The following is a 24,208-nucleotide window of genomic DNA, read 5'->3' as shown; positions in this document are numbered from 1 at the left end:
GAAGGTTTGTCAACGCAGGAGCGTAGCGTGATCTGCTACTTTTGTCCGGTGGTTTCCCCACTGACGCGGGCCGAGGCACTCGCCGCCGACATCGAAGCCATGATCACCGAACGGGGCCTCGGGCCCGGCGATCCGATCGGCACCATGGAGGAGTTCCGCGACCGTTCCGGGTTCGGCCGCGCCACGATCAGCGAGGCCGCGCGCCTCCTCAGCGACCGCGGCACCGTGCAGATCCGCCCCGGGCGGGGCGGCGGCCTGTTCGTCGCCGACCCCAACCCCGTCGTCCGGCTCCGGCACACCCTGCTCACCGTCCGCCGCCAGCCCACCACGGTCGCCGACGCGATCGCCGTACGCGAATCGCTGGAGCCGCTGATCGCCGCCGACGCCGCGCGGCATCGCACGACCGGGGACGTGGCGGCGCTGCGCCGGCTGGTGACACGGCTGAGGAAGGCGTCGGGCGACGCCGGACGCTTCCTGCGGGCCAACTGGGAGCTGCACGAACGCATCGCCGAAATCACGCCGAACCCGCTGGCCAAGGCCGTCTACCAGAGCATGACCCGGTGCATCGCCGACCTGTCCACCGGCGCCGGGTCCGCCCACCCGGCCGGCTATCTGGACGAACGGGTCGAGATCCACGCCGAGCTGGTCGAGGCGATCGCCGCCGGGGACGTCGAGCGCACCGCCGCCGCCGTCACCCGCCACCGCGGCCCCTAGCTGCGGGCGGGCCTTTCACACGTAGTGCGTTTGAGAAGATCATTCACGTTCGGTGTGGCGGTGTGACGACCAACGCCCAGTGGGGAGCCGATCGAGCCCTTACTGCCCGAGCCGAACACCGGCGGACGTCCCGAGAGCATCCACGCAGGGAGATCGTCCGCTCGGGGGTTCGTGGGACCGCTCCGCCGAGGTGCTGCCCGGGTGCTGCCGTTCCTGCGGGCCGGGTCATCCGGGCTCGTAGAGCCTGTCCAGGTCCACGAGGAGGATGCCCGGATCGCCCTGGGCCGCGACACGCAACTCCTCGGTGAAACCGGCTCCCCCATAGCAGGCCAGAACTGTCTCACTGGTGTCGTAGCCCTTCGCTTGAAGCAGGTCCCGGGCCCTGCCCAGGCGGGAAAGGTGGTGGTGACTCATTGTCTCGCCCCATTTGGCTTCGCCGAGCGACAGGATCCGCTTGGGACGGCCGGACTCCTGGGCGGCGAGTACTGCCACGTCGATCTCGATCTGCGTCCGATTGGCCGGATCGGCCACGACACCGGAGCCGACCTCGGCAGGGAAGTCGCCGTAGACTCCCTCTTCCGCGTGGAGGGCGAAGTCCCGGCACACCGCTTCGAAGTGCGGACCCACCACTTGTGCGAGGAAGGTGTGCCGGAGCGATCCCCACACGCTTTCCGCACGATGGATCTCCAGCTCCGGCCAGCGGCGACGCATGATCGCCTCATAGAAGGTGATCAGAGGCTCGACGATGCGATAGCGGGCGCGCCCCGAACGGAACAGGTCCGGTTCGCGAACAATCAGCGCGCAATCCTCCAGAACGTTGAGGGGATGAGTGATCTGATCGGATTTTCGGCCGACATAGTTGGCGATGCCGCCATTCGTGGTGTTCCCGCTGGCGATAGCCGCCAGTACTGAGTGATAAATGGCGGGATCCCGGATCTCGGACTCTTCTGCCAATAGGTAACGCGCCTCACGAAAGAGCGGCGTCTGCGGGTTGAGCACGGTCCGGCAGATCCAGGAGTCGAAGTCGGCCACATCGACCGGTACGTCGCCCTGGGTGAACTCGTGACGATAGGCCGGCGTCCCGCCGACCACCGCATTCACGAGCACGGCCAGCCGTGGATCGGCGATGCCCCAGAACGTCGCCGCCTCACGGTAGCGGAACGGCTGAACCACGAGTTCGAGCCCGGCTCTGCCCCGCAGAGGCGCCTGGCCGGCCAGCAGGTTTCCCATGACGGTCATGGCCGAGCCGCACAGCACCAGTCGCGCGACGCTCTTTCTTCCGCTGCCTCCGGGCCCGAGCTCGCGCTGAATGATGGAGGGCAGCGCAAGAGACGTCCTGGTCAGGAACGGGAACTCGTCGATGATGACCGGCACCTGGCGATCACGGATGGACCGGAACAGGTGCGCGATCGCGTCGTTCCAGTCGCGGAAGGGAAACTCCGGTACGTGGCGGGTGTATCGGGTCATGGCATCGGCAAACAACCGGAGAGATTCGGCCTCGGTCGCCTCGGTCGCCGCGAAGTACAGCCCGTTCGTCTCCTCGGCCAGCGCCTGCAGCAGGAAGCTCTTTCCCTGTCTCCGGCGACCCGAGACCACGCCGAGCGCCGCCCCGCCATGCGCGACGGGGCCGCCACCGGCGGAAACGAACCTGACCAGCCCTTGCCACTCACGGCTCCTGCCGAAGACATGATCAGGCTTCGCCAGCATCTCCGCCCCCGCCCACCATACAGAAGTACGTTTCCCAGAAGTATACTTCTGTGAGCTGTCTTCAGCAGGTGCGGAGCATGTTGAGCAATGCCGCCCGCTCGTTGCGGGTCACGAACAGCCGGTAGTGGCGCTTGACGGTGATCCACGAGGTCGCGTAGCGGCACCAGTACGCGCGGCGCTGCGGACGCCAGCTCTGCGGCCCCTGGCCGCCCTTGGCGATGTTGGCCGAGTGGCTGACCGTGAGCAGTTCGGGGCGGGTGAGGTCGTTGGCGAAGGCGCGCCTCTTGGCCTGGCTCCACCGCTTGGCGCCCGAGCGCCAGGCGTAGGAGAGCGGCACCACGTGGTCGACGTCCACGTACTTCTCGCTCTTGAGCCACTTGCCGTCGTACGGGCTGTACCAGCGGCCCTTGACCGGGTGGCAGGCCGCGTTCCGGCGGACGTTGCGCCCGTCGCGGGCCAGGACCGTCTCCCGTACGCTGCACGCGCCCTTGTGCCGCGCCCACAGGGGCTGGAACCGCTTGCGGCTGTAGCCGCGGCCGGATAACGGCCGGGCGACCTTGAGCTGGGTCAGCATGCGCCGGGCCGAGGCCTCGGCGTGTGATCGCTTGCGGGGTTCGGCCGAGGCCGGCAGCGCGGCCAAGATCGGGATGACCAGGAGGGTGAGTACGGCGACGCAGGCAGCCCGCCTCAGGAAGATCAAAGTCTGACCCATGCCCCGTGGCATCCCCGTTCACCGCTGCGATATTCCGGCCAGGCTACAACATGAGAACGAGTTGGGCCGCGATCATGATGTCCACGACGCCGCACCACTCGGCGAACGAGCGCGCCACGACCTTGTCCAGCTTCAGGTGCACGAAGTCCCAGACCCCGTGGAAGAACCAGCCCGCGGCCACCAGGTATCGGGCCAGCTCCGGATCGACGGCCAGCCCGGCCAGGGCGAGCCCGCCGAACAGCAGCATGCCCAGCGCCTGGACCCGGAAAGTGCCGTCCCGGCGGAGCTGCCCGTCGACGCCGGCCCAGACCAGGACGACCAGCGCGATCGCGGTGAGTACGGTGGCGGGCTGGACCACGTCCAGCATCCGCAGCCCGACGACGACGGCGAGCCCGATGCCGACCCCCGGCCAGGTCGCCGCCCGCCGCCGCAGCTTGGCCATCACCAGATACAGCAGCGGCAGCAGGGGCAGGGCCTGGGCAAGGCCGGCGACGCCCTCGGCGGACCCCGCGCCGCCGAACGTCAGGCCGGTCGCCGCCAGGGCCAGCGCGGTCGGCCAGCGGCCCGTCAACCAGGTGAGCCAGGTCCGGCTGTTCATGGGAGATCTCCTTCGGTACGGAGTGGGGGTATCCATGGGCACCACTCTGAAGGAGCCGCGAGGCCGCGAGTAGTGCCGGAACCGCAGGTCGAGACGTGGGGATGTCACCCGCGCTTGTGACATCTGTCATGCGGGTGCGGTATGAAGGCGTGCATGGCCGATGAGCTCCCCCGCCTCTTGAGGGCCGCGTGGATCGCCGTGCTGCTCGGGGCCGCGTTCGGCGCGGCGACCTCGCTGGTCAACGCCGTCTCGCACCACTTCGCCGATCTTGACAGCCGGGCCGCCACCGTCAGCGGGGTGTCGCCCCTGGAGATCGTGACCGTCCTGCTGGACTCCGGCTGGGCCTGGGCGGGCTGGGCGGTGGCCGTGGGATGGCTGGTCACCCGTACGACGGGGAGCCTGCCGTCGGCTCTCACCGGCGGCGCGCTGACGCTCCTCGCGGCCACGGCGGCCTACAGCGTCATGGACACCGTCGTCAGAGGTGAGCCGCCGGCCACCTGGTATCTGTCCGAGTCCGTGGTGTGGTGGGTCGCCGCCGTCGTCCTCGGCGCGCCGCTGGGCGCGATCGGCGCCTGCGTCGGGCGCTCCGGGGTGATCGGGCTGCTCGCCCGGCTCACCGTCCCGGTCGGCGCCTCGGTCCAGATGGCCGTGCTTCCGCCGGGCAGGAACGAGGTGATCGCGACCGTCGGCCAGGTCCTCGTGTGGACGGTGGCCGCCGCCTGCATCGGCTTCCTGGTCATCCGCTTCATCGGCATGAGGCGGCCCCTGCCCGCGCCGTGATCCCTTGGTCGGGGGACAGCGCCGTCCGGGTTATGCGCAGAACGCGCGGCCACGGCAGCGTGCACGATGGCCGACGACCTCGTCGGCCGCCTGGCCCCGGCTGCCGGGCCGTGTCAGGGGTCGCCGACGCGGAGGGCGGCGTCGAGGTTGCGGCGGCGGCTCATGGCGGTGTGCGCGTACGCACCGAGCACGGCGCACAGCCCCAGCCCGGCCGCCAGCGCCACGGGCGTGAGCAGGCCCGGCGTGTGATCGGCGACCGGCAGGCCACCGGCGAACGCGGACATGTCCACGCCCGGCCCGAGCGCGGGCGGCAGTGCCAGGCCCAGAGCCAGGCCCACCGGCGCCGTGACGAGGACGACGGGCAGCAGTTCCAGCAGGGTCAGCCGCCGGGCCTGCCGGTCGGACAGCCCGAGCGTACGCAGGAACGACACCGCCCTGGCCCGCCCGGCCGCCCCGACGACCAGCGACAGGACGATCGCGACCAGCGCGTACGCCCCCAACGCCACGCTCACCACGACCATCGTCGCGCGGACCGTACCGGTGAGCGGGTCTGCCTGGATGGCCGCCAGCGCCGCCTCCTGCGTCTCCACGGTGGCCGACGGGACCAGCCGCGCCAGCTCGGCGGGCGAGATGTCACCCTTGATCAGCAGCGTGTCGGCCGAGGGCCAGGGCAGCACCTCCCGCGACATGAGGAGGAACTGCCCGCTGAACTGGAAACCGGGCACCGCGTCGATCACGCCCTGCGGGTTCAGCCGCACCGGCGACAGCCACATGATGTCGAAGGCGTCCCGGCTGCCCAGCGCGGGCGAGAGCAGCGCGGACGTGCCGCCGGACAGGGCGGGCAGGGTGATGGGCGCGTCCTCGACGACCTGCCGCCACCGTGGGAGGTCCACGGCGACGGCGTAGGGCCGCTCGCCGGTGGCCGTGATCTGTATGCGGCCCGTCAGCGCGGGCGCCACCTGCTCGACCCCGGGAGCGCGGCGTACCCGCTCGATGGCGTCGGACGGGATGTTCGCGTCCGACGTCAGCTTGATCGGCGCGCCCACCTTCTGCCAGGACGCGAGCCGCTGCGTGGTGGTGATCCCGTCGTGCACCACCGCGGCGAACACCGACAGACTCAGCGCGGGCAGCAGGATCAGCACCGGCAGCGCGCCCGTGGACCGCCCCCTGGCCGCCGTGGTCAGTCCCAGGAACGGCAGGGCCTGCCGCCCCCGCGCGGCCAGCCGGACGAGCAGCCGCAGCGGGTACGGGTAGCACCGCAAGGTGATCAGCGCGACCGCGAGCGTCAGCGCGACCGGGATCAGCAGCAGGAACGGATCCTGCTGGGCGGTGCCGGACGGCTCCCGGGCCCTCAGCAGGTACGCCCCCGCCAGCGCGAGCACGACGACCAGCGCCTCCACGGTCACCCGCCGCACGGACGGCCGGACGGCGACCAGGTCGGCACGGCGCTCCCGCAGCGGCGTGCGATGCGTGAGCATCAGGCGCGCCACGGCGAAGGCCACGGCGGTGACGAGCACGACCGCCGGTCCGAGGTGCACGATCGGCAGCACGGGCCCCGGCAGGAGGAACGACAGGGCGTACCCGGCCAGCGCCGCGGGCGCCACCGTGAGCGCGGTCAGCGTGGCCCCGGCCGCCGCCACCTGCCCCAGCGAGGCGCCGCGCGCCCGCGCCAGGGCCATCGTGGGCTCCATCCGGTCGATCAGCAGCCGCACGCCCAGCGCGATCACGCCGAGCGCGACCGCCAACAGGCCGCCGAGCACCAGGTACATGACGGTCTGCGCGGCGGCCAGCACGGTCCGGAAACCGGCGAGCAGCTGGGGCAGCCCGGTGACCAGGCGGTAGCTGCTGGTGCCCGCTCCCCGGACGTCCACCTGCCGCCGGTACTCGGCGACCGCGGCCTCGACGTCCGGCATGCCCCGGGCGCTCGCGGCCCGCCCGTCGAGGGGCAGGACCCAGCGGTAGGTCAGGGTGGTGGCCTTGCTCGTCAGCGCGTTCAGCCCGTCGTCCGACATCAGCGTCGTCGTGTGGAGCTCCTCCGGCCCGTCCACCGGCAGGACCCTGGTGACGTGCAGGACCTCGGCGTCGTGGCTCCAGGAGCGATCGGCCGGGTCCTTGGCCCTGAAGACGCCGACGACCTTCGCGGCGGTGTGCACGCTGCCGCCGAGCATCTTCGTCTGGCCGACGCGCAGCCCCATCCGGGCCACGGCCTCCTCCACGACGCCCACCTCGATGACCGGGATCGTCGATCCCAGGTAGCGCATGGTGGACGGCTTGCCGGGCGCGCGGCCCCGCACCCAGTCCACACGCCGGCCGGCGTCGGACAGCCAGCCGAGGTTGACGAACATGCGCGTCCCGCTCGTCTCGTTGACGGGGGTGCGGTAGGTCTTGGCGCTGATGTGCCCGCCGGGCCCGATCAGGGGCCGCAGCGTCGCCGGGAGGAGCCGGCGCCAGTCGCGGTCACCGGTCTCGAACTCCGCGCGTGAGTGCAGTTCACGGGCGGGCGAGGACGGGGGCCCGGTGACGGTCAGGTCGGCCCGCACCGCGGCGGCCTCGGCCAGCGACCGGCGCAGCGCGTCGTCGAACGACGCCTGCATCGTCCTGGGCAGCCCGGCGACGAGCAGGCAGGCGACCACCGTCAGCACGACGAGCAGCGCCGCCGTGCCCGCGTGCGCCCGGACGCCCAGCGGGATTCTCACCGCTCCTCCAAGGTCTGTCCCCGCCACGCGCGCCGGGCCAGCCCGGCGACGATGGCGACCAGCACGGCCGTCACCAGGGCCAGCATCGCGGCGACGGCCGCCCACGGGACGTGGAACAGCGCACCGGGCGTGACCGCCGACGCCTGCCCGGTCAGTACGACGCGCGGGACCACCAGGTTCCCGACGACCACGGCGAGCCCGGTGCCGACCGCGAGCGACAACCCGACGACGAACGCCTGTTCCGTGGCCAGCATCCCGAGCGCCTGGCGGGAGCTGGTGCCCAGCGCCCGCAGCACGGCGAACTCGGCCCGCCGCTCCCGCGCCGCGACCACCGCGTTCACCAGGAACCCGAGCACCGCGAAGCCCAGCGCCGCGGCGAACCCCAGGATCAGCGCGCCCTGCAGCGCACCGGCCAGCGGATCGTCGCGCAGCTTGGCCACCAGCTCCCGCCGGTCGACCGCGGCCACGTCCCATTGCGGGTTGCGGCGGAGGATCTCCCGCGCGGGCGCGGTGTCGGCGGCGGCGAGCCACCATTCGGTGGCGGGCCGGGACGGGCGCGCCTCGGCCAGCTCGTACGCCTGCAGCGTCTCCCAGTCGGCGAGCACGGCCTGCTGGTCCGGGGCGCTCGTGGGCATGCTCGTCACGATGCCGGCGACCTCGACCCGCAGGACCTGGCCGGCGAGGCGGACGGGCCCGCTCTGCCCGACGTCCAGCTTGAGCGTGGCGGCCAGGCCGGAGGTGAGCACCACGGGCAGCGGCCCCGGCTCCCGCGACGGCCCGAAGGCGATCACACCCTGCGGGTGGGCGACGGCCCCGGCCACCGGTACGTCCCGGCCGTCCGCGCCCAGCCCGATCAGTCTCAGGTCTGCCCGCTCGCCCGCCACGACGCCGCGTACCGACAGCGGGTAGGTGATCGCGCCGGCGCGGCCGGCCAGCGGGGCCAGGTCGAGCTCGATCCGGTTGCCGCCCTCCCGCAGGTCGCCGAGCGGCAGGTCGCGCCACACGCCGAGCGCGTCGGACAGCACCAGCCGGGCCGGCACGGCGGCGTCCGACTCGACCCGCACGGTGAGGGCGCGGGGCCGTCCGGGCAGCTCCAGCCGGCCCGCCCGATCTCCGGCGAGGGCCGCGGACAGTTGCGCGACCGTCGACTCCGACAGGTCGGGGCGCAGGCGGAACAGCTCGCCGAGCCTGCCCGCGTCCAAGGCGAGAAGCAGCGTGCTCTCGCCGTCGACCTCGGTCGGCGCGCGGAACGCGGGGGAGGCGGCGGCGACGCCTGGCAGTCCCGTGAACGCCGTGCCCCGGCCGAGCGCCCCCAGCTCGGGCCCCTCGGACGGCCCCGACAGGCGCAGGTCGGCCGCCGCCTGGTGATCGGCCTGGTCGAGCTGCGAAGCCTGCCAGGTGGAGGTGGTGGCCATGGAGACGACGCCGATCGCGACCGCCAGGGTCAGCAGCAGCGCGGGGCCGGCGTACTTGAGCGGCCGCCTGCTGACCTGCCAGGCGCCCAGCGCGGGGGCGAGCGTGGGCCGGCGCGAGGTCAGCCGCTCGGCCAGCCGCGACACGCGCGGCACCAGCCGCAGCCCCAGCAGGCCGCCCGTGAGCAGGGCCAGGGCCGGGCCGGAGATGATCAGCGGGTCGATGCCGAGCCCGCCCGCCGCCGTCGCGGTGATCGGCGCGCCGTAGCGCTGCAGCTGCCAGATCGCCAGCGCGGCCACCGTCAGCAGCGCCAGGTCCGCACCCGCCCCCTGGATCAGCCCGCGCCGGCCGCCTCGGCCGCGCGCCGACTGCTCCTCCACGTACGTGCGCCGCGCGCCCGCCACAGCAGGCAGTGCCATCAGCACGGCCGCGGCCAGCGCCACCCCGAACGACACGACGAAGGTGCCCAGGTCCGCCTGCGGCGCCAGCCGTACTCCCGAGGCCCTGATCCAGGGCAGCAGGCTGATCAGCGCGAGCAGCGGCGGCCCGAGGAACGGCGCCACGACCGCGCACGGGACCGCCACCAGCAGCGCCTCGCCCCCCGCCAGCGCCGCCAGCCGCGTCGTGCCCGCGCCGCGCGAGCGCAGCAACGCCACCTCCATGCGGCGATGGTCGGCCAGCAGCCGCGCGGTGAGCATCAGCGTGTACGCGGCCAGCAGCAGCAGTTGGAGCACCGGGGTCAGCACCATGGAGCGGGCCACCAGGGTCGCGGTGTCGAGCTGGGTGAGGAGCTCGGGCAGAGCGCCGGCGGTCAGGCAGTACACGCAGCCGGCCGCCGACAGCCGCTCGCCCACCCGGCCGGCGGCCTCGGCCAGCGGGCGCAGCCGCTCGGGCGTCAGCGCGCCGAGATCCGGCTCGGCCGCCCAGACGGCCCTCACTCCGGTGGCGAAGCGCGCCAGGAACGTCTCCCGCGTCACCATCAGGGGCCCGTACGTGGTGTAGTCGCCGCGCTCCACGCCCCTGCTCAGCAGCTCCTCGCCGGCCCAGCGCTCCCCCACGGGGTCGTCGAGCTGGAAGACGCCGACGACACGGACCTGGACCGGGCGCCCGTCGCGCCGCGGCTTCGTGACGAACTCTCCGCCGAGATCGAACCCGGTCACCCCGGCCGCCGACGCCGCCATCACCGCCTCGACGGCCTGCCCGCCGGTCCGCGGCCACCTGCCCGCGACCAGCCGGGCGTGCCGGTCGAGCCCGTCGTGGCTGCCGAATCGCAGCAGCTCGGGCTGCTTCTCGCCGTCCTGCCCCGGCATGACGTACGAGTCCGAGCGCAGGCTGGTGGTGACGGCCGGCGGCGCTCCGTAAGCCGAGGCGAGCTCGCCGCGCACCACCCGGTCGTACTTCGGGAAGGTCCCGGCGTCGATCTGGGCGCTGATCGTGGTGGTCGTCCGGCTGTACGAGGCCGTCTCCATCGCCCTGCGCACCCCCGCGCCGGCGATGGAGGAGGCGTACATCGTCATCGCCACCAGCGTGGTCGTCGTCAGCAGGATCGCGCCGAAGGCGGCCAGGAGGAGCAGCGGCTCGCCGAGCGCCCGCTTGACGACCAGCGGTCCCCGCATCGGTGCTCTCCTTCCCGATGATTAGACGTTCGGGGCCCCGCGGGACTGAGGCAAGGGTGAAGACACACCTGATACGCGCATGTGATCGACCGAGGACTCATCCCCGGCCGGTGCTCACGTTTCTAGGCCGGGTCGAGTACGCGCGTCATCCAGATCGTGAGGCCGCGTTCGGGGTCCTCGGTGATGCGGTCGCTCCGGTGGAAGCCGAGCTTCTCGAGGACGCGCAGCGAGGGCGCGTTCCACTCCCACACGGTCGCCCAGAGTCGCCGGCGTCCGGTCCGGGCCGCCGCTTCGACGACCGCACGAGCGGCTTCTGTCGCGTAACCGTGCCCGTGCGCTCGCTGTGCCAGCTCGTACGCGATCTCGGGTTCGTCGAACGATCCATGGCCGACGGTCAACCCGCAGTAGCCGATGAACTCACCGGTGTCTCGCAGCTCGATCGGCAGCAGCCCGAGCCCCGGATCCGCCGCCAGCGGATTGTCGAGGAGCCAGCCGCGGATCTCCTCGACCGCTGGGCGTCCTTCGGCGTCGATCCGCCGCACCGGCGGCACCCGCGGGTCCCGCTCAAGCCACAACCCTCGGTATCCCTCGGCATCCGACGGCACCCACCGCCGCAACCGCAGCCGCTCGGTCACCAGCTCCGCCGGCAGATCCCCATAGCTCCCCACCCGACCAACCTAACGGGAGCCATCGGCGGGCCCCGAACCCGGCGTGAGCGCCACAACACCTCGGCCCGCATCGGCTCTCACAAACAGGGACGAAAGGCGATCATCTGGGACGCGACCCGGAAACAGCGGACCCCCTTGACCACACATCCCTGGATCGGCCCGTTCCGCTGGACTCGGCATGGGCGAACCCCGGGAGGTTGCCCCAGCCCCCTCCAGGAGCACTGCGCTGGCAAAGTGTGGGAAGCAGTCCCGGCAACGATGAAGTTCAAGATCACGAAACAGGCGGACACCTAAGATCAGCCAGTGCGTCAGCGGACCCGGCTCACCACTTCAGGAGAGCCGGGTTTCCGTACCTTGGCGTCTCCTTCAACACATGACTCTGCGTGATGTCCGTGGGCGCGTTCAAGCGTGACGCATCGGCGAGAGCGGCTTGTGAGCTGGGGTTTGGGGGGCTGTGCCCCCGTGTGACCGGCTGAGCCCATGGGCGCGAGGCGCCTACTTGAGAAGCTGCCGAGCCATCACCAGGCGCTGGATCTGGTTCGTCCCCTCGTAGATCTGGGTGATCTCCGACCCACGATTCGATCACCTGCGGAAACATGGCGATCACGCGGTGGAGCAGCGGCTACGCCTGCGGACATCTCGCATCGCTTCTCGCTGGTTCCGGTGCTCCCACGGAACAGCGACGGAACAAGGCAGAGCATTGGGCAGTCCGCGCAACTCCTTGGTGAGCGCCTGCTTGCAAACGGGAACCAGTCACCACGTAGAGGCTTCCTCGTCCTGCTCAAGCGGTAGTTGGAAACTGGTGGCGTCTGCCCATGTGAGGCCGCGTTGCTGTATCCGGGGCTGCTGTACAGCACCACGCGGGAGCACCAGCACCGTCTGACGATTCGCCGGCCACACCCCAGCGCCTCAACCGCAGGGTTCGGTCTCTCGACGCTTCGAGCTATCGCAGACCCGAATCACCTCGATGTGCCGAACAACGAGCAGGAGATCCCACGAATGCAGACGTTGCTAAAGCGCGCTTACTCTAGCGCCGAGGAAGTTGCGCTGCGCTTCGTGAAGACGGAGGCGATATCTAGGAGACGATCCGTGCGCTGCGGCGTACGCTGTGATGCGTGCCTGACCTTATGGACGAAGATCAGAGAGCGTTGCAGCAACTCACGAGAATCTTCGTGATGATCGACGAGTTTTCTAGTCGAACCAGCTCAAGAGATACGATCCTTAGAGCCGAACCCGGGACAGTTTTGGCACTAGATGATCAGCAGTCAAATCCATTCCACGGGTCCCACGCTGCAGCCAGCGCACTGGTGGTCGCGGTTGACCATCTACAGGCCATACGGCGAATGACTGATGGCTGCCCGTCCTGCGAGTCAACCCTGATGACTTTCCAGGTAGCAGCTCATTGGACCTTGCTACGTGCAGCATTGGAAAACGCTTGTCGCGCGATCTGGCTACTTGGTCCGGCCGAGAGATCAGAGCGCGTGCTACGTGCCCTCCGTGTCCAGGCGGACAATGTGGCTAACTCAGACGCAGCGGCTAAGCTTTTGAATCCTAATCTCGTACGACCAAAGGGCGAACGCATAGCCCGCGTCAAGGGCATCGCCAGTGGTGCTGGCCTATCACCCGGGAAAGCTGTAGAACCTATCCGGTACGCCGAGATCGTCGGGTATGCGGGAAACTTCATCGCAGACTTGGGCGATCACGTTAAGTTTCTCTGGCGCGCATGCAGCGGTGCCGCCCATGGAGATGCATGGGCAGTTCTCAGCTTGCAGGAGCGACAGGCACTGGATATAGCAGACGGCGTCAGCACCCAGCAGTTGACGGTCTCGATCCCTGCGTTGGTTTTAGTAGCCAGCGAGGTTATCGAAGTCGTGGGGATGGCCTTCGGCCTCTTTGACTATAGGAACCAGCCCGTTGAAGACATCAACATGGCAGAACACACCTAACTTCCACCGCTCTTCAACTTGGCGATCTCGGTAGTCCGGGAAGGATAACTTGCTCCAGTTCGTCCCTGTACAGATAAAGACGACCTTGACGACTAGAAAATCTCAGGATCTGCGCGCTTATATGCCTGAGTCTCAGCTGCCACTCTGATTTGATCCCGGACGTCCTTCAAGATCGCACCGACTCTTGTACGCATGTCAATCCAGTCTTCGACTTCAATCACAAGCCTGCGCCCATGAGCAATGTCATTCCGGCTTTTCACCAAGCGATTGTTGATCATTGCTCGCTGCAGCTCATGCCGAGAGGAGTCGCACCCAATAGAGTGCATTATGTCCTCAAAGACGTCGAACTTCAAATTCGACCGAGTTCTGATCATAGAGCGTTCGTGAGAGATGTGCGCCTTACGCTGTAGCTCGGTTCTGAGCGCCGAGACTATACTTGTGTGATCTGATGACCTCTTTGACTGTTCGCCACTTCCGAGCATTGTTCTTAGCGCGACTGCAGCCAACTCATCCCTGAGATCACCTACACGCAGCCCTTGCAGACTGATGTATTCAAGGTAAGCGCGAGCAGCTTCCTTTATATATCCTTCCCAATGGGCGTACAGTAAGGCAACGCCTGCACGAAGCACACCAGTCCGCTGGTGATGTCGGCATGAACTGGCCAAACCTTCCCACGTATCTAGCTCCGCCGATCTCCATTTAAGCTCTTCGATAAGGTGGGATCCAAGCTCATCCACGGATCTGATGCTCATATCAACCTACCTTAAGGAGCAAAAATCCTAGAACCGACGAGCCTCATGTGCGGTATTCTCTGAGTAGGCCTGACGCCAGCTCCGGAGTTCTTCTTGAAGACATCGTCCACCCATAGTTCACTAACACATGCGAGAAGCTTAAGGTCCCTATCTTGCTCCGGGACTACCAGCCAGCTCTCCAGGTGTTCATAGATACCCTGAGTTACCGCCTCATAGGCGGACACAGAAAAGGCACCCACAGGCTTCTTCTTCGCGTTGTCGAATTTACGGAAGGCATCAGGGCCAAGAGAGCTGAGGATTCGAAAGACTGCCGAGAAATTCTGACCGATTGCCGCCCGTTCGAAGTCGGAATCACCAGCTAGTTCCAGGGCTCGCTCGGTCAGAATCGCGTCCATGTCGGAGAGTGCCCGCAGCTTGGTGGACTCCGAGAAATAGAGGGCTACGAATCGGAGTACCAATTCGATGTCGTACTGCTCCTCCTTTTGACGCGTGGTGAGTGGTACACATGAAGAGAAGTCATCCAAATTTCGTAGCGAGTCCAGCCAACGATAGAACTCTGGATGCTCCATCAGGAGTATTGCAGTACGCACTTCCTGAGCTGACGTTATCGCACCCCCGCTGTTTAGCCGATCAAATAGGTCGTATCGGACTTTTTTGTCGCTCTCCTTGAGAAGAATGCGGAAATCGAGTCGAGCGCGCTTGAACTCGATCTTTTGGCTACCGCTGAAGGCACGGCTCGATTCTGCCCATGTGATGCGATCCAAAGACGGCAGATACCTCGTCCCTACCAACGGTTCGGGGTCCATAAGCTGTTCTGTAGGCTCCTCACGGAGCTCACCCATGAACTTGAGAATCGTCGAAATCCTCTGGAGGCCGTCGATTACTTCCCACACGCCATCTTCGTTTGCGGATACGAAAATCGGCGGCAACGGAATTCCGAGCAAGAGGGACTCGATAAGTCGCGATTGCTTCTCTATGTCCCAGCGGAATAGGCGCTGATACTCGGGTTGTATGATAATCTCGCGGTCCCGGTACATATTTACTACCTCGCCGACTGACATGGTGAGGGAGTCTGATCGAATGTTCTTGCGATTCTGTTCGATCTCTGCTTCGAGTGCCATGTGTTCTCCTCACGAGACGGACGTATCCAATCTTACCGACTGAACGGGCGCATTGTGAGGTCCTCGCAGCAAGTCTTTCGGTTGCGCGGATGACCAGACCTCCAAGAACCTCGGAGGTCTGCGGGCGCTACTGTCCTCACACCTAATAGCCCGCCGTTGGGGCTAAGGAAGACATCGCTGCCTGGCGACCATCCACAACCAGCATGATCAGGCCGAGTAACCCGTGACACGCGCCGGCAGGCCATCGCCAATATGCCTCCTAGCTGCACGTGCAATAGCGGAGGTACACCCTGGCTACCGCGGCAGCAGTGCTGGCTCACCTTGTGGGATGGTCGGGCGGGGCGAGGCGGGCGTTGCTGTGCTTTCCCGCTGTACAGCGGACCACAGAAACCCCGCGTATCCGGTGGCAAGCCGACCCGGAGCACAGGGCCGCCAGGCCCGAGCACCGGAAGCGGCGCGGCAGCATATTTTCACCTACGCTGCTACATTCAGATAGGGATTATTGATACATGGGCCAGACTTTGAAAGTGACGCCAAGTCCGAATTTAGCTATTAGCCGTTGAACCATGTCATGCAAACCATATGGCCGAGCATATTGCTCTAATGTCCCTCAAGTCGGGAAATGTGAAGTCGGATCAGCGGAATGATTCTCTCTAGTTCAGCTCGATCGATCCTTTCTCCTGTTACATGCGCAACCTTGTTGCGTAGTTGGAGGATCTCTCGCAGTTCCGTGATTTCGTTATCGCTCAAATGCGCTTGCTTCGAATACGTTTGAATCAATTGACTGAGCCCAACATGTCTGTGCGAGTCGTCGGACTGGCTTCCATATCGTTCAACAAGCGCCTTTTCAAGATGTGCCCACCCGAGGACCACTTGGGCTTGCCTTCCGGCCAGCGCTGCTAGTTCAGTTGCATGCGAGGCTTCTTCGCCAGCACGTCGACTCGAAATTGCCGCCCACACAGATGCGGTCCCACTCGCTAGCGCGGCGACCGAAACGAGCGCTCCCAAGTATGAGGCCAGTTGATCGATCCCGCTAAGGCCACGATTAACCGCTATGAGAACCGCCGCAGCAAGAGCCAAAGCCGCGAGCGCAACTACAGCTACCGCGATGGCAATTCTTCGAAATCGATGACGGTTGAACCTGATCTGGCTCGCCGCCGCCTCCCGGTCGATCGCAAACCCAATTTGATCCAGAGCTGCGATTACCTCTTGCGATGTGATCTCTCTGGACGGTGTGGCCCGAGAAACTTGCTCCTTACGTGCAATATTGAGAAGATTGCTACGGAATTCGGCCACCGACTGATTGAGAAGCTCCTCGGCATCTCTAGTCATCACTGGATTTTCCGACTCCGGTTGACGCATATCATCATTGGTCATTTGGAACCCCAATGTATGCTTAGCAGCAGAAGAACCGCGCATACAACGAAGCCGATCGCACCCCAGGGGGTGGTGATATTATTGACAAAAACACCACCAACAAACGTCGAAGACCCTCCAACGACTGTTGCAATAATCTGCTTCTTGTCTGGTCCCCGACGTATATAACCATTCCGCACCCAGTAGGCCATGTTCACTATCATTCCCGGTGTGATCATGGGATCGCCGCCCCCAAGATGCTGGCCGGCAGCGACTCGCGAAGCTTCGGCGAGGACTTCCTGGCCATGTTCGGCAAGAGCCTCGCAAAGAGCCTTACGCGTCTGCTCGGGGAGTTGGGAGCTGCCCTCTATCAGAACACGTAGCTCATCCGGCAGCTCGACCACGGCCACAGCTTAGCGATCTGCGGACTCAACTGCTATGGCTGCATGTGCTGTCCCGGGACATGCTTGACGGATGAGTCCCAGGACATGGGCGACAGGTGCTGTCGTCGGTCAGTCTGTCGTGCGTCGTTGCGGCGTCGTGCGTCGGGAGGCCGGGATTGGCCCTGGTGGATATGTCCGTGGTGGAGCAGCGGTATCGGGCTGTGCTGGCGGTGCTGGCTGGCGGTTCGGTGACCGAGGTAGCCCGCGAGGTCGGGGTGGCGCGGCAGACGTTGTCGAGTTGGGTGTCGCGTTATCGGGAGTCGGGACTGGGCGGCCTGGTGGATCGGTCGCGGCGGCCCCATTCGTCCCCGTCGCAGATGGCGGCCGAGGTGGAGGTGCTGGTGTGTGAGCTGCGGCGCCGGCATCCGCGGTGGGGTCCGGTCCGGCTGGTGCACGAGATCGGGCGGCGGGGGGTCGATCCACCGCCGTCGCGGATGGGGGTGTATCGGGCGCTGGTGCGTCATGGGCTGATCGAGCCTGGTGCGGGGCGGCGTAAGCGGGTCTATCGGCGCTGGCAGCGGGAGGCGCCGATGGAGTTATGGCAGCTGGACATCGTCGGCGGGGTGTTTCTGGCCGACGGGCGTGAGGTGAAGGTGGTCACCGGGGTGGATGACCATTCGCGGTTCTGTGTGATCGCCAAGGCGGTGGTGCGGGCCACCGGCCGGGCCGTATGCCTGGCCTTCACCGGGGCGTTGCGGGCGTTCGGAGCGCCGGGTGAGGTGCTGACGGACAACGGCAAGCAGTTCACCGCGCGGTTCGGTCATGGCGGTGAGGTGCTGTTCGACCGGATCTGCCGGGACAACGCCATCGTGCACCGGCTGACCCAGCCGCGCTCGCCGACCACCACGGGCAAGGTGGAGCGGTTCCACCAGAGCATGCGCCGCGAGCTGCTGGATGGCGCCGGTCCGTTTGAGGATCTGGCCGCGGTGCAGGCGGCGCTGGATGGGTGGGTGGCGCATTACAACACCGCCCGGCCGCATCAGAGCCTGGACATGGCGGTCCCGGCTGACCGGTTCACGCCGGTGGGCGAGGCCGAGCGGGAGCTGCTGCCGCTGCGTCTGCCGGCCATCTTGACCGCGCAGCCCGACCTGCCGCCTGCCGCCGAGGAGGTGGCGGCCGACGTCACGCCTGCGGCGCCGAAGGGCCGAATCAACAGCAAGAGCAGCGACGAGGGCGAGCGCGGGGCTGAGCGGGCGGCGAGTCCAGCGGCGCCCTGGTCGGGTGGGCCGGTCGAGTTCGACCGGGTGGTGCCGGCCAGCGGCAACCTGGGGGTGGCGGGCAAGCAGTTCTGGCTCGGTCCGGCCCGCGCCGGTCAGGTGATCACCTTCTGGGCGGACGTGAACGTGATCCATCTGCTGGTCGGCGGGGTCCGGTTGAAGAGCCTGCGCTCGCATCTGTCGACCACCGATCTGGCCCGGCTGTTCGCCGACGGAGGCCGTGCGGCGGGGCCGTCGCCACTGCCGCAGGCGGAGAACGATGCGGTGGTGGAGGTGGAGCGGACGGTGAACAAGTACGGCATGGTCAGCCTGGCCGGCCGGTATCTGCTGGCGGCGGAGATCCTGGGTGGCCGCCGGGTCACCATCCGGATCGAGGAGAACACGCTGATGTTCCTCGACGCCGACACCCGCCACCTGCTGCGCACCCGCCCGAACCCGCTGATCTGGGCCAAGTGCCTGCAACTGCGTGGCGCCCGCCCGGCGGGGCCGCCGCCGATCCCGCAGCGGTCACCGGTCACGGTGCAGCGGCGCGCGAACGCCTTCGGCGTGATCATGGTCACCCGGCAGGCCGTCTCCCTCGGCCGCCTGCACGCCGGCCAGGTCGTCACCGTGCACGTCAGCGACACCACGCTGACCATCGACCTGGAGGAAGGGCCACGCACGGTGCACCGCACCACCGACCTTCCGGTCCGCAACGTCAAAGTGCATCGGCCCTACAAGGTCGACCATGTTTCCTAGATCACCTGTCGCCGATGTCGTGGGACAGAAACGTCAGGCATCTCATGGGACTAGACATCTTGATGAATCTTGGCGGACTGGCCATTTGATCAACATCGTGCTCTCCATGCGACGCAACCCCACTGACGCATCAGGGACCTACGACTCCGACTGTCCACCCGGAAGCCCAGCACCCCACGCACGGGCTTTGCGCTTCCAAGGCTCGCGTCCAGGAGGTTGGGCCAATTGCCTGCTTTTGACATAAGTCAGGTGTTATAGTGCCTGCATGGCATGGGAGATAGTGCTGCTGGAACCTGTCGAGTCATGGTTCCTCAAGCTCTGCGAGAGCGACCCAGAATCCGCCACGCTGATCGAGAAGGCCATCGACCGGCTTGCAGAGATCGGCCCAGCTCTCGGACGTCCGTTAGTGGACACCCTCATAGATAGCGACATGAGCAATCTCAAGGAGCTTCGCCCAGGCTCGCGGAAGCGAACCGAGATTAGAATCGTGTTCGTCTTCGATCCGGACAGGGAAGCCATCTTCCTTGCCGCCGGCGACAAGGCTGGCAGATGGTCACGCTGGTACGAGGAGGCGATCCCATTGGCCAAAGCACGCTACGCCGAGTACCGCGCCGCGAAGTCGGCTGACACGAAGAGGGAGGACAAGCGATGAGCCCGGGACGCAACTGGCGTGAGGTCAAGGCGGAAGCGCACCGGCTGTACCCCGAACTGGCCGACCCGCAGCGGCAGGCCGCCGCCGATGCGCACCTGGATGCCTATGTCGCTGGCCACCATCTGAAAGAGCTGCGCAAGTCGGTCGGCAAGACGCAATCCGAGGTGGCGGCTGCGCTTGGGATCTCACAAGCACGCGTCTCCCAGATCGAGAACGGCGACATGGACTCAATGGAACTCGAGACCATCCGCGCCTACGCGGCTGCACTCGGCGGCCACGTCGATGTGACCATCAGCGTCGGACCCCACTCGGTACGGGTCGCCTGACCATGGACCCGACTGTCGGACATGCGACGTCCCTTCGACTTCTGGCGTTGCAGGTGATCCCTCCGTGCTTCAGCACCCGGGACTCGCCCCTCTGCTTCACCTAGACCACCGTTCCGCTGGACTCGGCATGGGCGAACCACGGGAGGTTGCCCCAGCACCCTCCAGGAGCACTGCGCCAGCAAGGTATGTGAAGCAGTCCCGACAACTATGAAGTTCAAGATCACGGAACACGGACGGAACAGTCGGACACCGAAGATCAGCCAGTGCGTCAGCGGACCCGGCTCACCACTTCAGGAGAGCCAGGTTTCCGTGCCTTAGCCTCTACTTCAACAACTGGCGGGCCATGACTCTGCGTGATGTTCGAGGGCGCGTTCAAGCGTGACACATCGGCGAGAGCGGCTTGTGAGCTGGGGTTTGGGGGGCTGTGCCCCCCAATGAGAACGGCTGAGCCGGTCGGCGCGAAGCGCCTGGGGCCGCGAAGGCGATGCCTTTGGACGCCTACTTGAGGAGCTGCCGGGCCATGACCATGCGCTGGATCTGATTCGTCCCTTCGTAGATCTGGGTGATCTTGGCGTCGCGCATCATGCGCTCGACCGGGAAGTCCTTCGTGTACCCGTACCCGCCCAGCATCTGCACCGCGTCCGTGGTGATCTCCATGGCGGCGTCCGAGGCCGCGCACTTGGCGGCGCTGGACAGGAACGTGAGGTCCTTCTGCGGCTGTCCGTGCATGGCCAGCTCCGACTTGGCCGCCGCGTGGTAGGTGAGCTGCCGGGCCGCCTCCAGCTTCATGGCCATGTCGGCCAGCATGAACTGCAGCCCCTGGAAGTCCGCCACCGGCCGGCCGAACTGCTTGCGCTCCTTGACGTACCCCACGGCGTAGTCCAGCGCCCCCTGGGCGATGCCGAGCGCCTGGGCGGCGATCGTGACGCGGGTGTGGTCGAGGGTCGCGAGGGCGGTCTTGAACCCGGTCCCCGGCTCGCCGATCATCCGGGACTCGGGGATGCGGACGTTCTCCAGGATCACCTGCCGGGTCGGCGACGCCTTGATGCCGAGCTTCCGCTCCTTGGGCCCGAAGGAGACGCCTTCGTCGGACTTCTCCACCACGAAGGCGGAGATCCCCCGCCCTCCGGCCGACGGGTCGGTCACGGCCATGACCGTGTAGTACTCGGACACGCCGGCGTTGGTGATCCACATCTTCGTCCCGTTGAGGACGTAGTGGTCGCCGTCCTTGACCGCCCGCGTCTTCATGGCGGCGGCGTCCGATCCGGCCTCCGGCTCGGAGAGCGCGTAGGAGAACATCGCCTCGCCGGTGGCGACCGGCCGCAGGTAGGTCGACTTCAGCTCCTCGGACGCCGACAGCAGCAGCGGCACCGTACCCAGTTTGTTGACGGCCGGGATCAGCGAGGACGAGGCGCACGCGCGGGCGACCTCCTCGATGACGATGACCGCGGCGAGCGCGTCGGCCCCCGCTCCCCCGTACGACTCAGGGACGTGGACGGCGTGCAGGTCGGCGGCGACCAGGGCTTTGTAGACGTCCCAGGGGAACTCCTCGTTCTCGTCCGCCTCGGCGGCACGCGGGGCGATCTTCTCTTCGGCGAGGGCCCTGACCGTGTCCCTGAGCATGTCGTGCTCTTCGGCGGGCGCGTACAGAGGAAAGTCCATGCTCAGATACTAGGACGTCCGAGCATCTTGTTACTAGTCGGTACGGTTTGCGGGGTATGCCCAGGTGGCACGAAGGAGGTAGCCAAGAGCCGGTAGCATGCCACGGCGATCGAAAGGAGTTCACTCGTGCCATATCGCCTCACGGTGATCGGGACCGGATATCTGGGCATCACCCATGCGGCCTGCATGGCTGACCTCGGATTCGACGTCCTTGGCCTCGACATCGACGCCGACAAGATCCGCCGTCTCAACAACGGTGAGCTCCCGATCCACGAGCCGGGCCTGGAGCCCGTGCTGCGCCGGGGGCTCGAATCCGGCCGGCTTCGGTTCACCACCTCCTACGAGGAGGTGGGCGCTTTCGGCGACGTGCACTTCGTGTGCGTGGGGACGCCGCAGAAACGCGGTGAGTACGCCGCGGACGTGTCCTACATGGACGCCGCGATCGAATCCCTGGCCCCCTACCTCGACCGTGAGTGCATGGTCGTCGGCAAGTCGACCGTGCCGGTGGGCACGGCGGAGCGGCTGGCCGACAAGCTGGCTCTGCTGGCCCCGGCCGGGACTCAGGCCGAGCTGGCCTGGAACCCCGAGTTCCTGCGCGAGGGGTTCGCCGTCCAGGACACCCTCAACCCGGACCGGATCGTGCTCGGCGTGCGCAGCGAGCGTGCCGAGAAGGTGCTGCGCGAGGTGTACGAGCCGCTGGGCGACGTGCCGATGGTCGTCACCGACTTCCCGACGGCCGAGCTCGTCAAGACCGCGGCCAACTCGTTCCTGGCCACCAAGATCTCCTTCATCAACGCCATGGCCGAGGTGTGCGAGGCCGCCCACGCCGACGTGCAGCAGCTCTCCCTGGCGCTGTCCTACGACGACCGCATCGGCGGGCGCTACCTCAACCCGGGGCTCGGGTTCGGCGGCGGCTGCCTGCCCAAGGACATCAGGGCGTTCATGGCGCGGGCCGGCGAGCTGGGCGCGGACCAGGCGCTGACGTTCCTGCGCGAGGTCGACGCGATCAACATGCGCCGCCGGGCCCGGATGGTCGACCTGGCCAGGGAACTGGCCGGCGGGTCGTTCCGGGGCTGCACCGTCGGGGTGCTCGGCGCGGCGTTCAAGCCCAACTCCGACGACATCCGCGACTCCCCCGCGCTCGACGTCGCGGTGACGATCGGGCACCAGGGCGGCCAGGTCACGGTCTACGACCCGATCGCGCTGGACAACGCGCGCAAGGCGCACCCGGAGCTCCACTACGGGGAGTCGGCGGTCGAGGCGGTGCGCGGGGCGCACGTGGTGCTGATGCTGACCGAGTGGGAGGAGTTCGTGGCGCTCGACCCGGAGGAGCTCGGCGCGGTCGTGGCCACGCGGCGGATCGTCGACGGGCGCAACGCGCTCAACGCCGAGGCGTGGCGCTCGGCGGGGTGGCACTACCGGGCGCTCGGGCGCCCCTGAGGCCGCGGGCCCGGTGCGACGGCGCGCGCACCGGGCGGCGGTCCTCATCCGTGGTGGCTGACCTCGGGATACCGCGGTGACGGCCGGTCCAGCAGGGGTTGCGGCTTCCTCAGCAGGTGCAGGTCGAGGAAGGCGCGCACGTAGCGGCGGGTGATCGCCAGCGAGCGGGCTCCCGGCAGCTCCGCGCCGGCGTCGATGCCGAGCTGCTCCGCCAGCGGCAGGACGTCGGTGAAGGACGCGTGCACCGTGCCCTTCACCAGCAGCCAGCGCTTCCAGCCGGTCATGAGCTTCCAGTCGCGCTCCCAGGTGGCGGCCGCCGGATGGCCGGATCCCGGGGTGTACGTCTCGGGCTTGCCCAGGAACATGAACGGCCGCGTCAGGTCGCGGTCGAGGATGCCGTCGGGCGTGGTGCCGTCGACGTCGATCCCGGCGCGGATCCGGGAGTCGCCGAGCATGGCGGCGATCGTGCTCGCGCCGCCCGCGGAGTGGCCCGCCATCGCGATCCGCGACGGGTCGATCAGCGAGGCTCCCTTCCACGCCGCGCGCTTCCCGGTGAGCCGGTCGAGCACGAAGGACACGTCGGCCGCCCGGACCTTCGACACCTTCGTGAAGAGGCTGGGCTCGTGATCGCCCTCGCAGGGCACGCAGGTGGTGACCCGCCCGCCGGGGAAGGTCGTGGCGACGCTCTCGTACGTGTGGTCGATCGCGGCCACGACGTAGCCCCTGCTCGCCAGTTCCTCCGACAGGGCGGTCAGCGTGCTGCGCGGCTTGCCGAAGCCGGGCGAGAGCACCACGAGTGGCAGGCCGCGCTTGCGGCCCGCCGGCTTGGCGTCCGTGAAGGCGTTGGTGCGCGTCCTGCTGAGCACGTCGGCCGGCACGCCGGTGATCCCCGCGTCCCCGAGGAACAGCCCGGACTCCTTCGCCGTCATGTACGGGGCCCGCAGCCGGCCCGGCGACCTGGCCGGATACCACAGGGAGACCATGAGCTCCCGGTGCTTCACGGTGGGCACCCAGGGGTCGGGGCGCGAGGAGTCCTTCACCCACAGGGACGTGGTGCCGACCGGGTGGGAGCCGGTGGGCTCGGGCAGGTAGGGCGCGGCGCTCCGCGCGGCGGCGGGCGCGGGCACGAGGGCCACAGCTACCAGGACGGCTATCAGGCCGCCGCTCCCGATCAGGGTCCGCCGGGCCACACCTGCCGGCTCTGTCACACGTCGCATGGAACATCCGTTCTTCGCTCGGCACGGCCGCCTCGGCGGCCCTGTTGGCGGGAACGAAGCTAGGCGCGGCCGGTCCCGCCGCGCGTCGGCCGTGGCGCCGAGATCTGCTGCTTCGCGGGGACGACCGGCCGCGACGTCATCCCTGCGATGTACTCCTGACGGTCACCCGGCTGGTCATTGAGCACGATGCGCCACGAATCGCCCGAACGGGACAATGGGCCGGTGACAGCGGATCCACGATGGCAGCGCCTGCTCGATCTGCTGCGGCCACGGGCGCGGACCGACCGGCCGTCCCGCCGCGCCGTCGTCGGCGACGCGCTGCTCGCCGCGGTGCTGACCATCGCCGCGCTGATCGGCGCGTACGCGGGGGACGGCGAGACGCCGCACCCGGTGCCGGGCCTCCTGTATCTGCCGATGCCGCCCGCCCTTCCCAC

Annotated in this window: 19 protein-coding genes and 2 pseudogenes; 8 read left to right on the top strand and 13 right to left on the bottom strand. The window is 67.7% G+C overall.

The annotated features are described in order from the left end of the window. The first annotated feature begins 48 nt into the window (after positions 1-48). Complete coding sequence (locus tag ADY59_RS24555) at positions 49-714, top strand: FadR/GntR family transcriptional regulator (protein ID WP_231618860.1); 666 nt, start codon at positions 49-51, stop codon at positions 712-714. A gap of 225 nt (positions 715-939) precedes the next feature. Here the strand turns inward: ADY59_RS24555 and ADY59_RS24550 are convergent, their stop codons facing one another. The 3 genes from ADY59_RS24550 to ADY59_RS24540 form a co-directional block, all read right to left on the bottom strand. Continuing rightward, positions 940-2,421, bottom strand: coding sequence for an AAA family ATPase (locus ADY59_RS24550; RefSeq protein ID WP_049566102.1), 1,482 nt, complete (start codon positions 2,419-2,421; stop codon positions 940-942). A 61-nt stretch (positions 2,422-2,482) separates the two neighbouring features. Continuing rightward, positions 2,483-3,133 (bottom strand): HNH endonuclease family protein, encoded by a 651-nt coding sequence (locus ADY59_RS24545; protein WP_063780764.1) that lies wholly within the window; start codon positions 3,131-3,133, stop codon positions 2,483-2,485. Positions 3,134-3,176: 43 nt separating this feature from the next. Further along, positions 3,177-3,731 (bottom strand): hypothetical protein, encoded by a 555-nt coding sequence (locus ADY59_RS24540; protein ID WP_049566097.1) that lies wholly within the window; start codon positions 3,729-3,731, stop codon positions 3,177-3,179. A gap of 153 nt (positions 3,732-3,884) precedes the next feature. Between ADY59_RS24540 and ADY59_RS24535 the strand changes: the two genes are divergently transcribed. Further along, positions 3,885-4,511 carry a hypothetical protein gene (locus tag ADY59_RS24535; RefSeq protein ID WP_053175100.1) on the top strand — a complete coding sequence of 209 codons (627 nt, stop codon included), beginning with the start codon at positions 3,885-3,887 and terminating at the stop codon, positions 4,509-4,511. A 113-nt stretch (positions 4,512-4,624) separates the two neighbouring features. Here ADY59_RS24535 and ADY59_RS24530 read toward each other — a convergent pair whose 3' ends face one another. The 4 genes and pseudogenes from ADY59_RS24530 to ADY59_RS54090 all read right to left on the bottom strand — a co-directional run. Beyond that, positions 4,625-7,207 carry an FtsX-like permease family protein gene (locus ADY59_RS24530; protein WP_049566091.1) on the bottom strand — a complete coding sequence of 861 codons (2,583 nt, stop codon included), beginning with the start codon at positions 7,205-7,207 and terminating at the stop codon, positions 4,625-4,627. Further along, positions 7,204-10,236, bottom strand: coding sequence for an ABC transporter permease (locus ADY59_RS24525; RefSeq protein WP_049566088.1), 3,033 nt, complete (start codon positions 10,234-10,236; stop codon positions 7,204-7,206). Before ADY59_RS24525 ends, ADY59_RS24530 begins: the two co-directional genes overlap by 4 nt. 122 nt (positions 10,237-10,358) lie before the next feature. Then, complete coding sequence (locus tag ADY59_RS24520) at positions 10,359-10,904, bottom strand: GNAT family N-acetyltransferase (protein WP_049566086.1); 546 nt, start codon at positions 10,902-10,904, stop codon at positions 10,359-10,361. Between the two features lie 495 nt (positions 10,905-11,399). After that, positions 11,400-11,480 (bottom strand): annotated as a pseudogene (locus ADY59_RS54090) (hypothetical protein); the annotation flags it as partial. 539 nt (positions 11,481-12,019) lie between these two features. On the opposite strand from ADY59_RS54090, the gene ADY59_RS50245 reads away from it, so the two are divergent. Continuing rightward, positions 12,020-12,850, top strand: a complete 831-nt coding sequence (locus ADY59_RS50245; protein ID WP_156325706.1) for a hypothetical protein — start codon at positions 12,020-12,022, stop codon at positions 12,848-12,850. 92 nt (positions 12,851-12,942) lie between these two features. Here the strand turns inward: ADY59_RS50245 and ADY59_RS54085 are convergent, their stop codons facing one another. From ADY59_RS54085 to ADY59_RS50235, 4 genes are all read right to left on the bottom strand, one after another. After that, the gene (locus tag ADY59_RS54085; RefSeq protein ID WP_442937717.1) at positions 12,943-13,602 is read right to left on the bottom strand and encodes an MAE_28990/MAE_18760 family HEPN-like nuclease; all 660 of its coding nucleotides are present in this window, start codon (positions 13,600-13,602) and stop codon (positions 12,943-12,945) included. Positions 13,603-13,613: 11 nt separating this feature from the next. After that, positions 13,614-14,723 carry a DUF262 domain-containing protein gene (locus tag ADY59_RS24510; RefSeq protein ID WP_049566081.1) on the bottom strand — a complete coding sequence of 370 codons (1,110 nt, stop codon included), beginning with the start codon at positions 14,721-14,723 and terminating at the stop codon, positions 13,614-13,616. Positions 14,724-15,323: 600 nt separating this feature from the next. Further along, entirely contained in the window at positions 15,324-16,100 is a 777-nt protein-coding gene (locus tag ADY59_RS50240; protein WP_156325705.1) for a hypothetical protein, read from the bottom strand. Next, the gene (locus tag ADY59_RS50235; RefSeq protein WP_156325704.1) at positions 16,097-16,483 is read right to left on the bottom strand and encodes a hypothetical protein; all 387 of its coding nucleotides are present in this window, start codon (positions 16,481-16,483) and stop codon (positions 16,097-16,099) included. The genes ADY59_RS50240 and ADY59_RS50235 overlap by 4 nt, the downstream gene beginning before the upstream one ends. 170 nt (positions 16,484-16,653) lie before the next feature. On the opposite strand from ADY59_RS50235, the pseudogene ADY59_RS54080 reads away from it, so the two are divergent. The 3 genes and pseudogenes from ADY59_RS54080 to ADY59_RS24495 all read left to right on the top strand — a co-directional run. Further along, positions 16,654-18,027, top strand: a pseudogene (locus ADY59_RS54080) (IS481 family transposase); the annotation flags it as partial. Positions 18,028-18,742: 715 nt separating this feature from the next. Next, complete coding sequence (locus ADY59_RS24500; RefSeq protein ID WP_049566076.1) at positions 18,743-19,129, top strand: type II toxin-antitoxin system RelE/ParE family toxin; 387 nt, start codon at positions 18,743-18,745, stop codon at positions 19,127-19,129. Then, positions 19,126-19,455 (top strand): helix-turn-helix domain-containing protein, encoded by a 330-nt coding sequence (locus ADY59_RS24495; RefSeq protein WP_049566073.1) that lies wholly within the window; start codon positions 19,126-19,128, stop codon positions 19,453-19,455. Before ADY59_RS24500 ends, ADY59_RS24495 begins: the two co-directional genes overlap by 4 nt. A 498-nt stretch (positions 19,456-19,953) precedes the next feature. Here the strand turns inward: ADY59_RS24495 and ADY59_RS24490 are convergent, their stop codons facing one another. Continuing rightward, positions 19,954-21,117: an acyl-CoA dehydrogenase family protein gene (locus tag ADY59_RS24490; RefSeq protein ID WP_049566071.1), complete on the bottom strand. Its 1,164-nt coding sequence runs from the start codon at positions 21,115-21,117 to the stop codon at positions 19,954-19,956. A 126-nt stretch (positions 21,118-21,243) separates the two neighbouring features. Here ADY59_RS24490 and ADY59_RS24485 point away from each other — a divergent pair, with 126 nt between their 5' ends. Further along, positions 21,244-22,557: a UDP-glucose dehydrogenase family protein gene (locus ADY59_RS24485; RefSeq protein WP_082310366.1), complete on the top strand. Its 1,314-nt coding sequence runs from the start codon at positions 21,244-21,246 to the stop codon at positions 22,555-22,557. Positions 22,558-22,601: 44 nt separating this feature from the next. Here the strand turns inward: ADY59_RS24485 and ADY59_RS24480 are convergent, their stop codons facing one another. Continuing rightward, on the bottom strand, positions 22,602-23,774 hold the full coding sequence (locus ADY59_RS24480; RefSeq protein WP_049566068.1) for an alpha/beta hydrolase family protein: 1,173 nt from the start codon (positions 23,772-23,774) through the stop codon (positions 22,602-22,604). Between the two features lie 222 nt (positions 23,775-23,996). Here ADY59_RS24480 and ADY59_RS24475 point away from each other — a divergent pair. Next, positions 23,997-24,208: hypothetical protein (locus ADY59_RS24475; protein ID WP_156325703.1), on the top strand; the 212-nt coding region annotated here is incomplete at its 3' end.

The sequence above is a fragment of the Nonomuraea sp. SBT364 genome, assembly GCF_001083785.1.
Classification (GTDB): domain Bacteria; phylum Actinomycetota; class Actinomycetes; order Streptosporangiales; family Streptosporangiaceae; genus Nonomuraea.
This window is presented reverse-complemented; position numbering and strand designations above follow the sequence as displayed.

Coding starts and splice junctions, on each gene's coding strand:
- ADY59_RS24550 (WP_049566102.1), bottom strand. CDS start 2,421: ATGCTGGCGAAGCCTGATCATGTCTTCGGCAGGAGCCGTGAGTGGCAA.
- ADY59_RS24545 (WP_063780764.1), bottom strand. CDS start 3,133: ATGGGTCAGACTTTGATCTTCCTGAGGCGGGCTGCCTGCGTCGCCGTA.
- ADY59_RS24540 (WP_049566097.1), bottom strand. CDS start 3,731: ATGAACAGCCGGACCTGGCTCACCTGGTTGACGGGCCGCTGGCCGACC.
- ADY59_RS24535 (WP_053175100.1), top strand. CDS start 3,885: ATGGCCGATGAGCTCCCCCGCCTCTTGAGGGCCGCGTGGATCGCCGTG.
- ADY59_RS24525 (WP_049566088.1), bottom strand. CDS start 10,236: ATGCGGGGACCGCTGGTCGTCAAGCGGGCGCTCGGCGAGCCGCTGCTC.
- ADY59_RS54085 (WP_442937717.1), bottom strand. CDS start 13,602: ATGAGCATCAGATCCGTGGATGAGCTTGGATCCCACCTTATCGAAGAG.
- ADY59_RS24510 (WP_049566081.1), bottom strand. CDS start 14,723: ATGGCACTCGAAGCAGAGATCGAACAGAATCGCAAGAACATTCGATCA.
- ADY59_RS50240 (WP_156325705.1), bottom strand. CDS start 16,100: ATGACCAATGATGATATGCGTCAACCGGAGTCGGAAAATCCAGTGATG.
- ADY59_RS24500 (WP_049566076.1), top strand. CDS start 18,743: ATGGCATGGGAGATAGTGCTGCTGGAACCTGTCGAGTCATGGTTCCTC.
- ADY59_RS24495 (WP_049566073.1), top strand. CDS start 19,126: ATGAGCCCGGGACGCAACTGGCGTGAGGTCAAGGCGGAAGCGCACCGG.
- ADY59_RS24490 (WP_049566071.1), bottom strand. CDS start 21,117: ATGGACTTTCCTCTGTACGCGCCCGCCGAAGAGCACGACATGCTCAGG.
- ADY59_RS24480 (WP_049566068.1), bottom strand. CDS start 23,774: ATGCGACGTGTGACAGAGCCGGCAGGTGTGGCCCGGCGGACCCTGATC.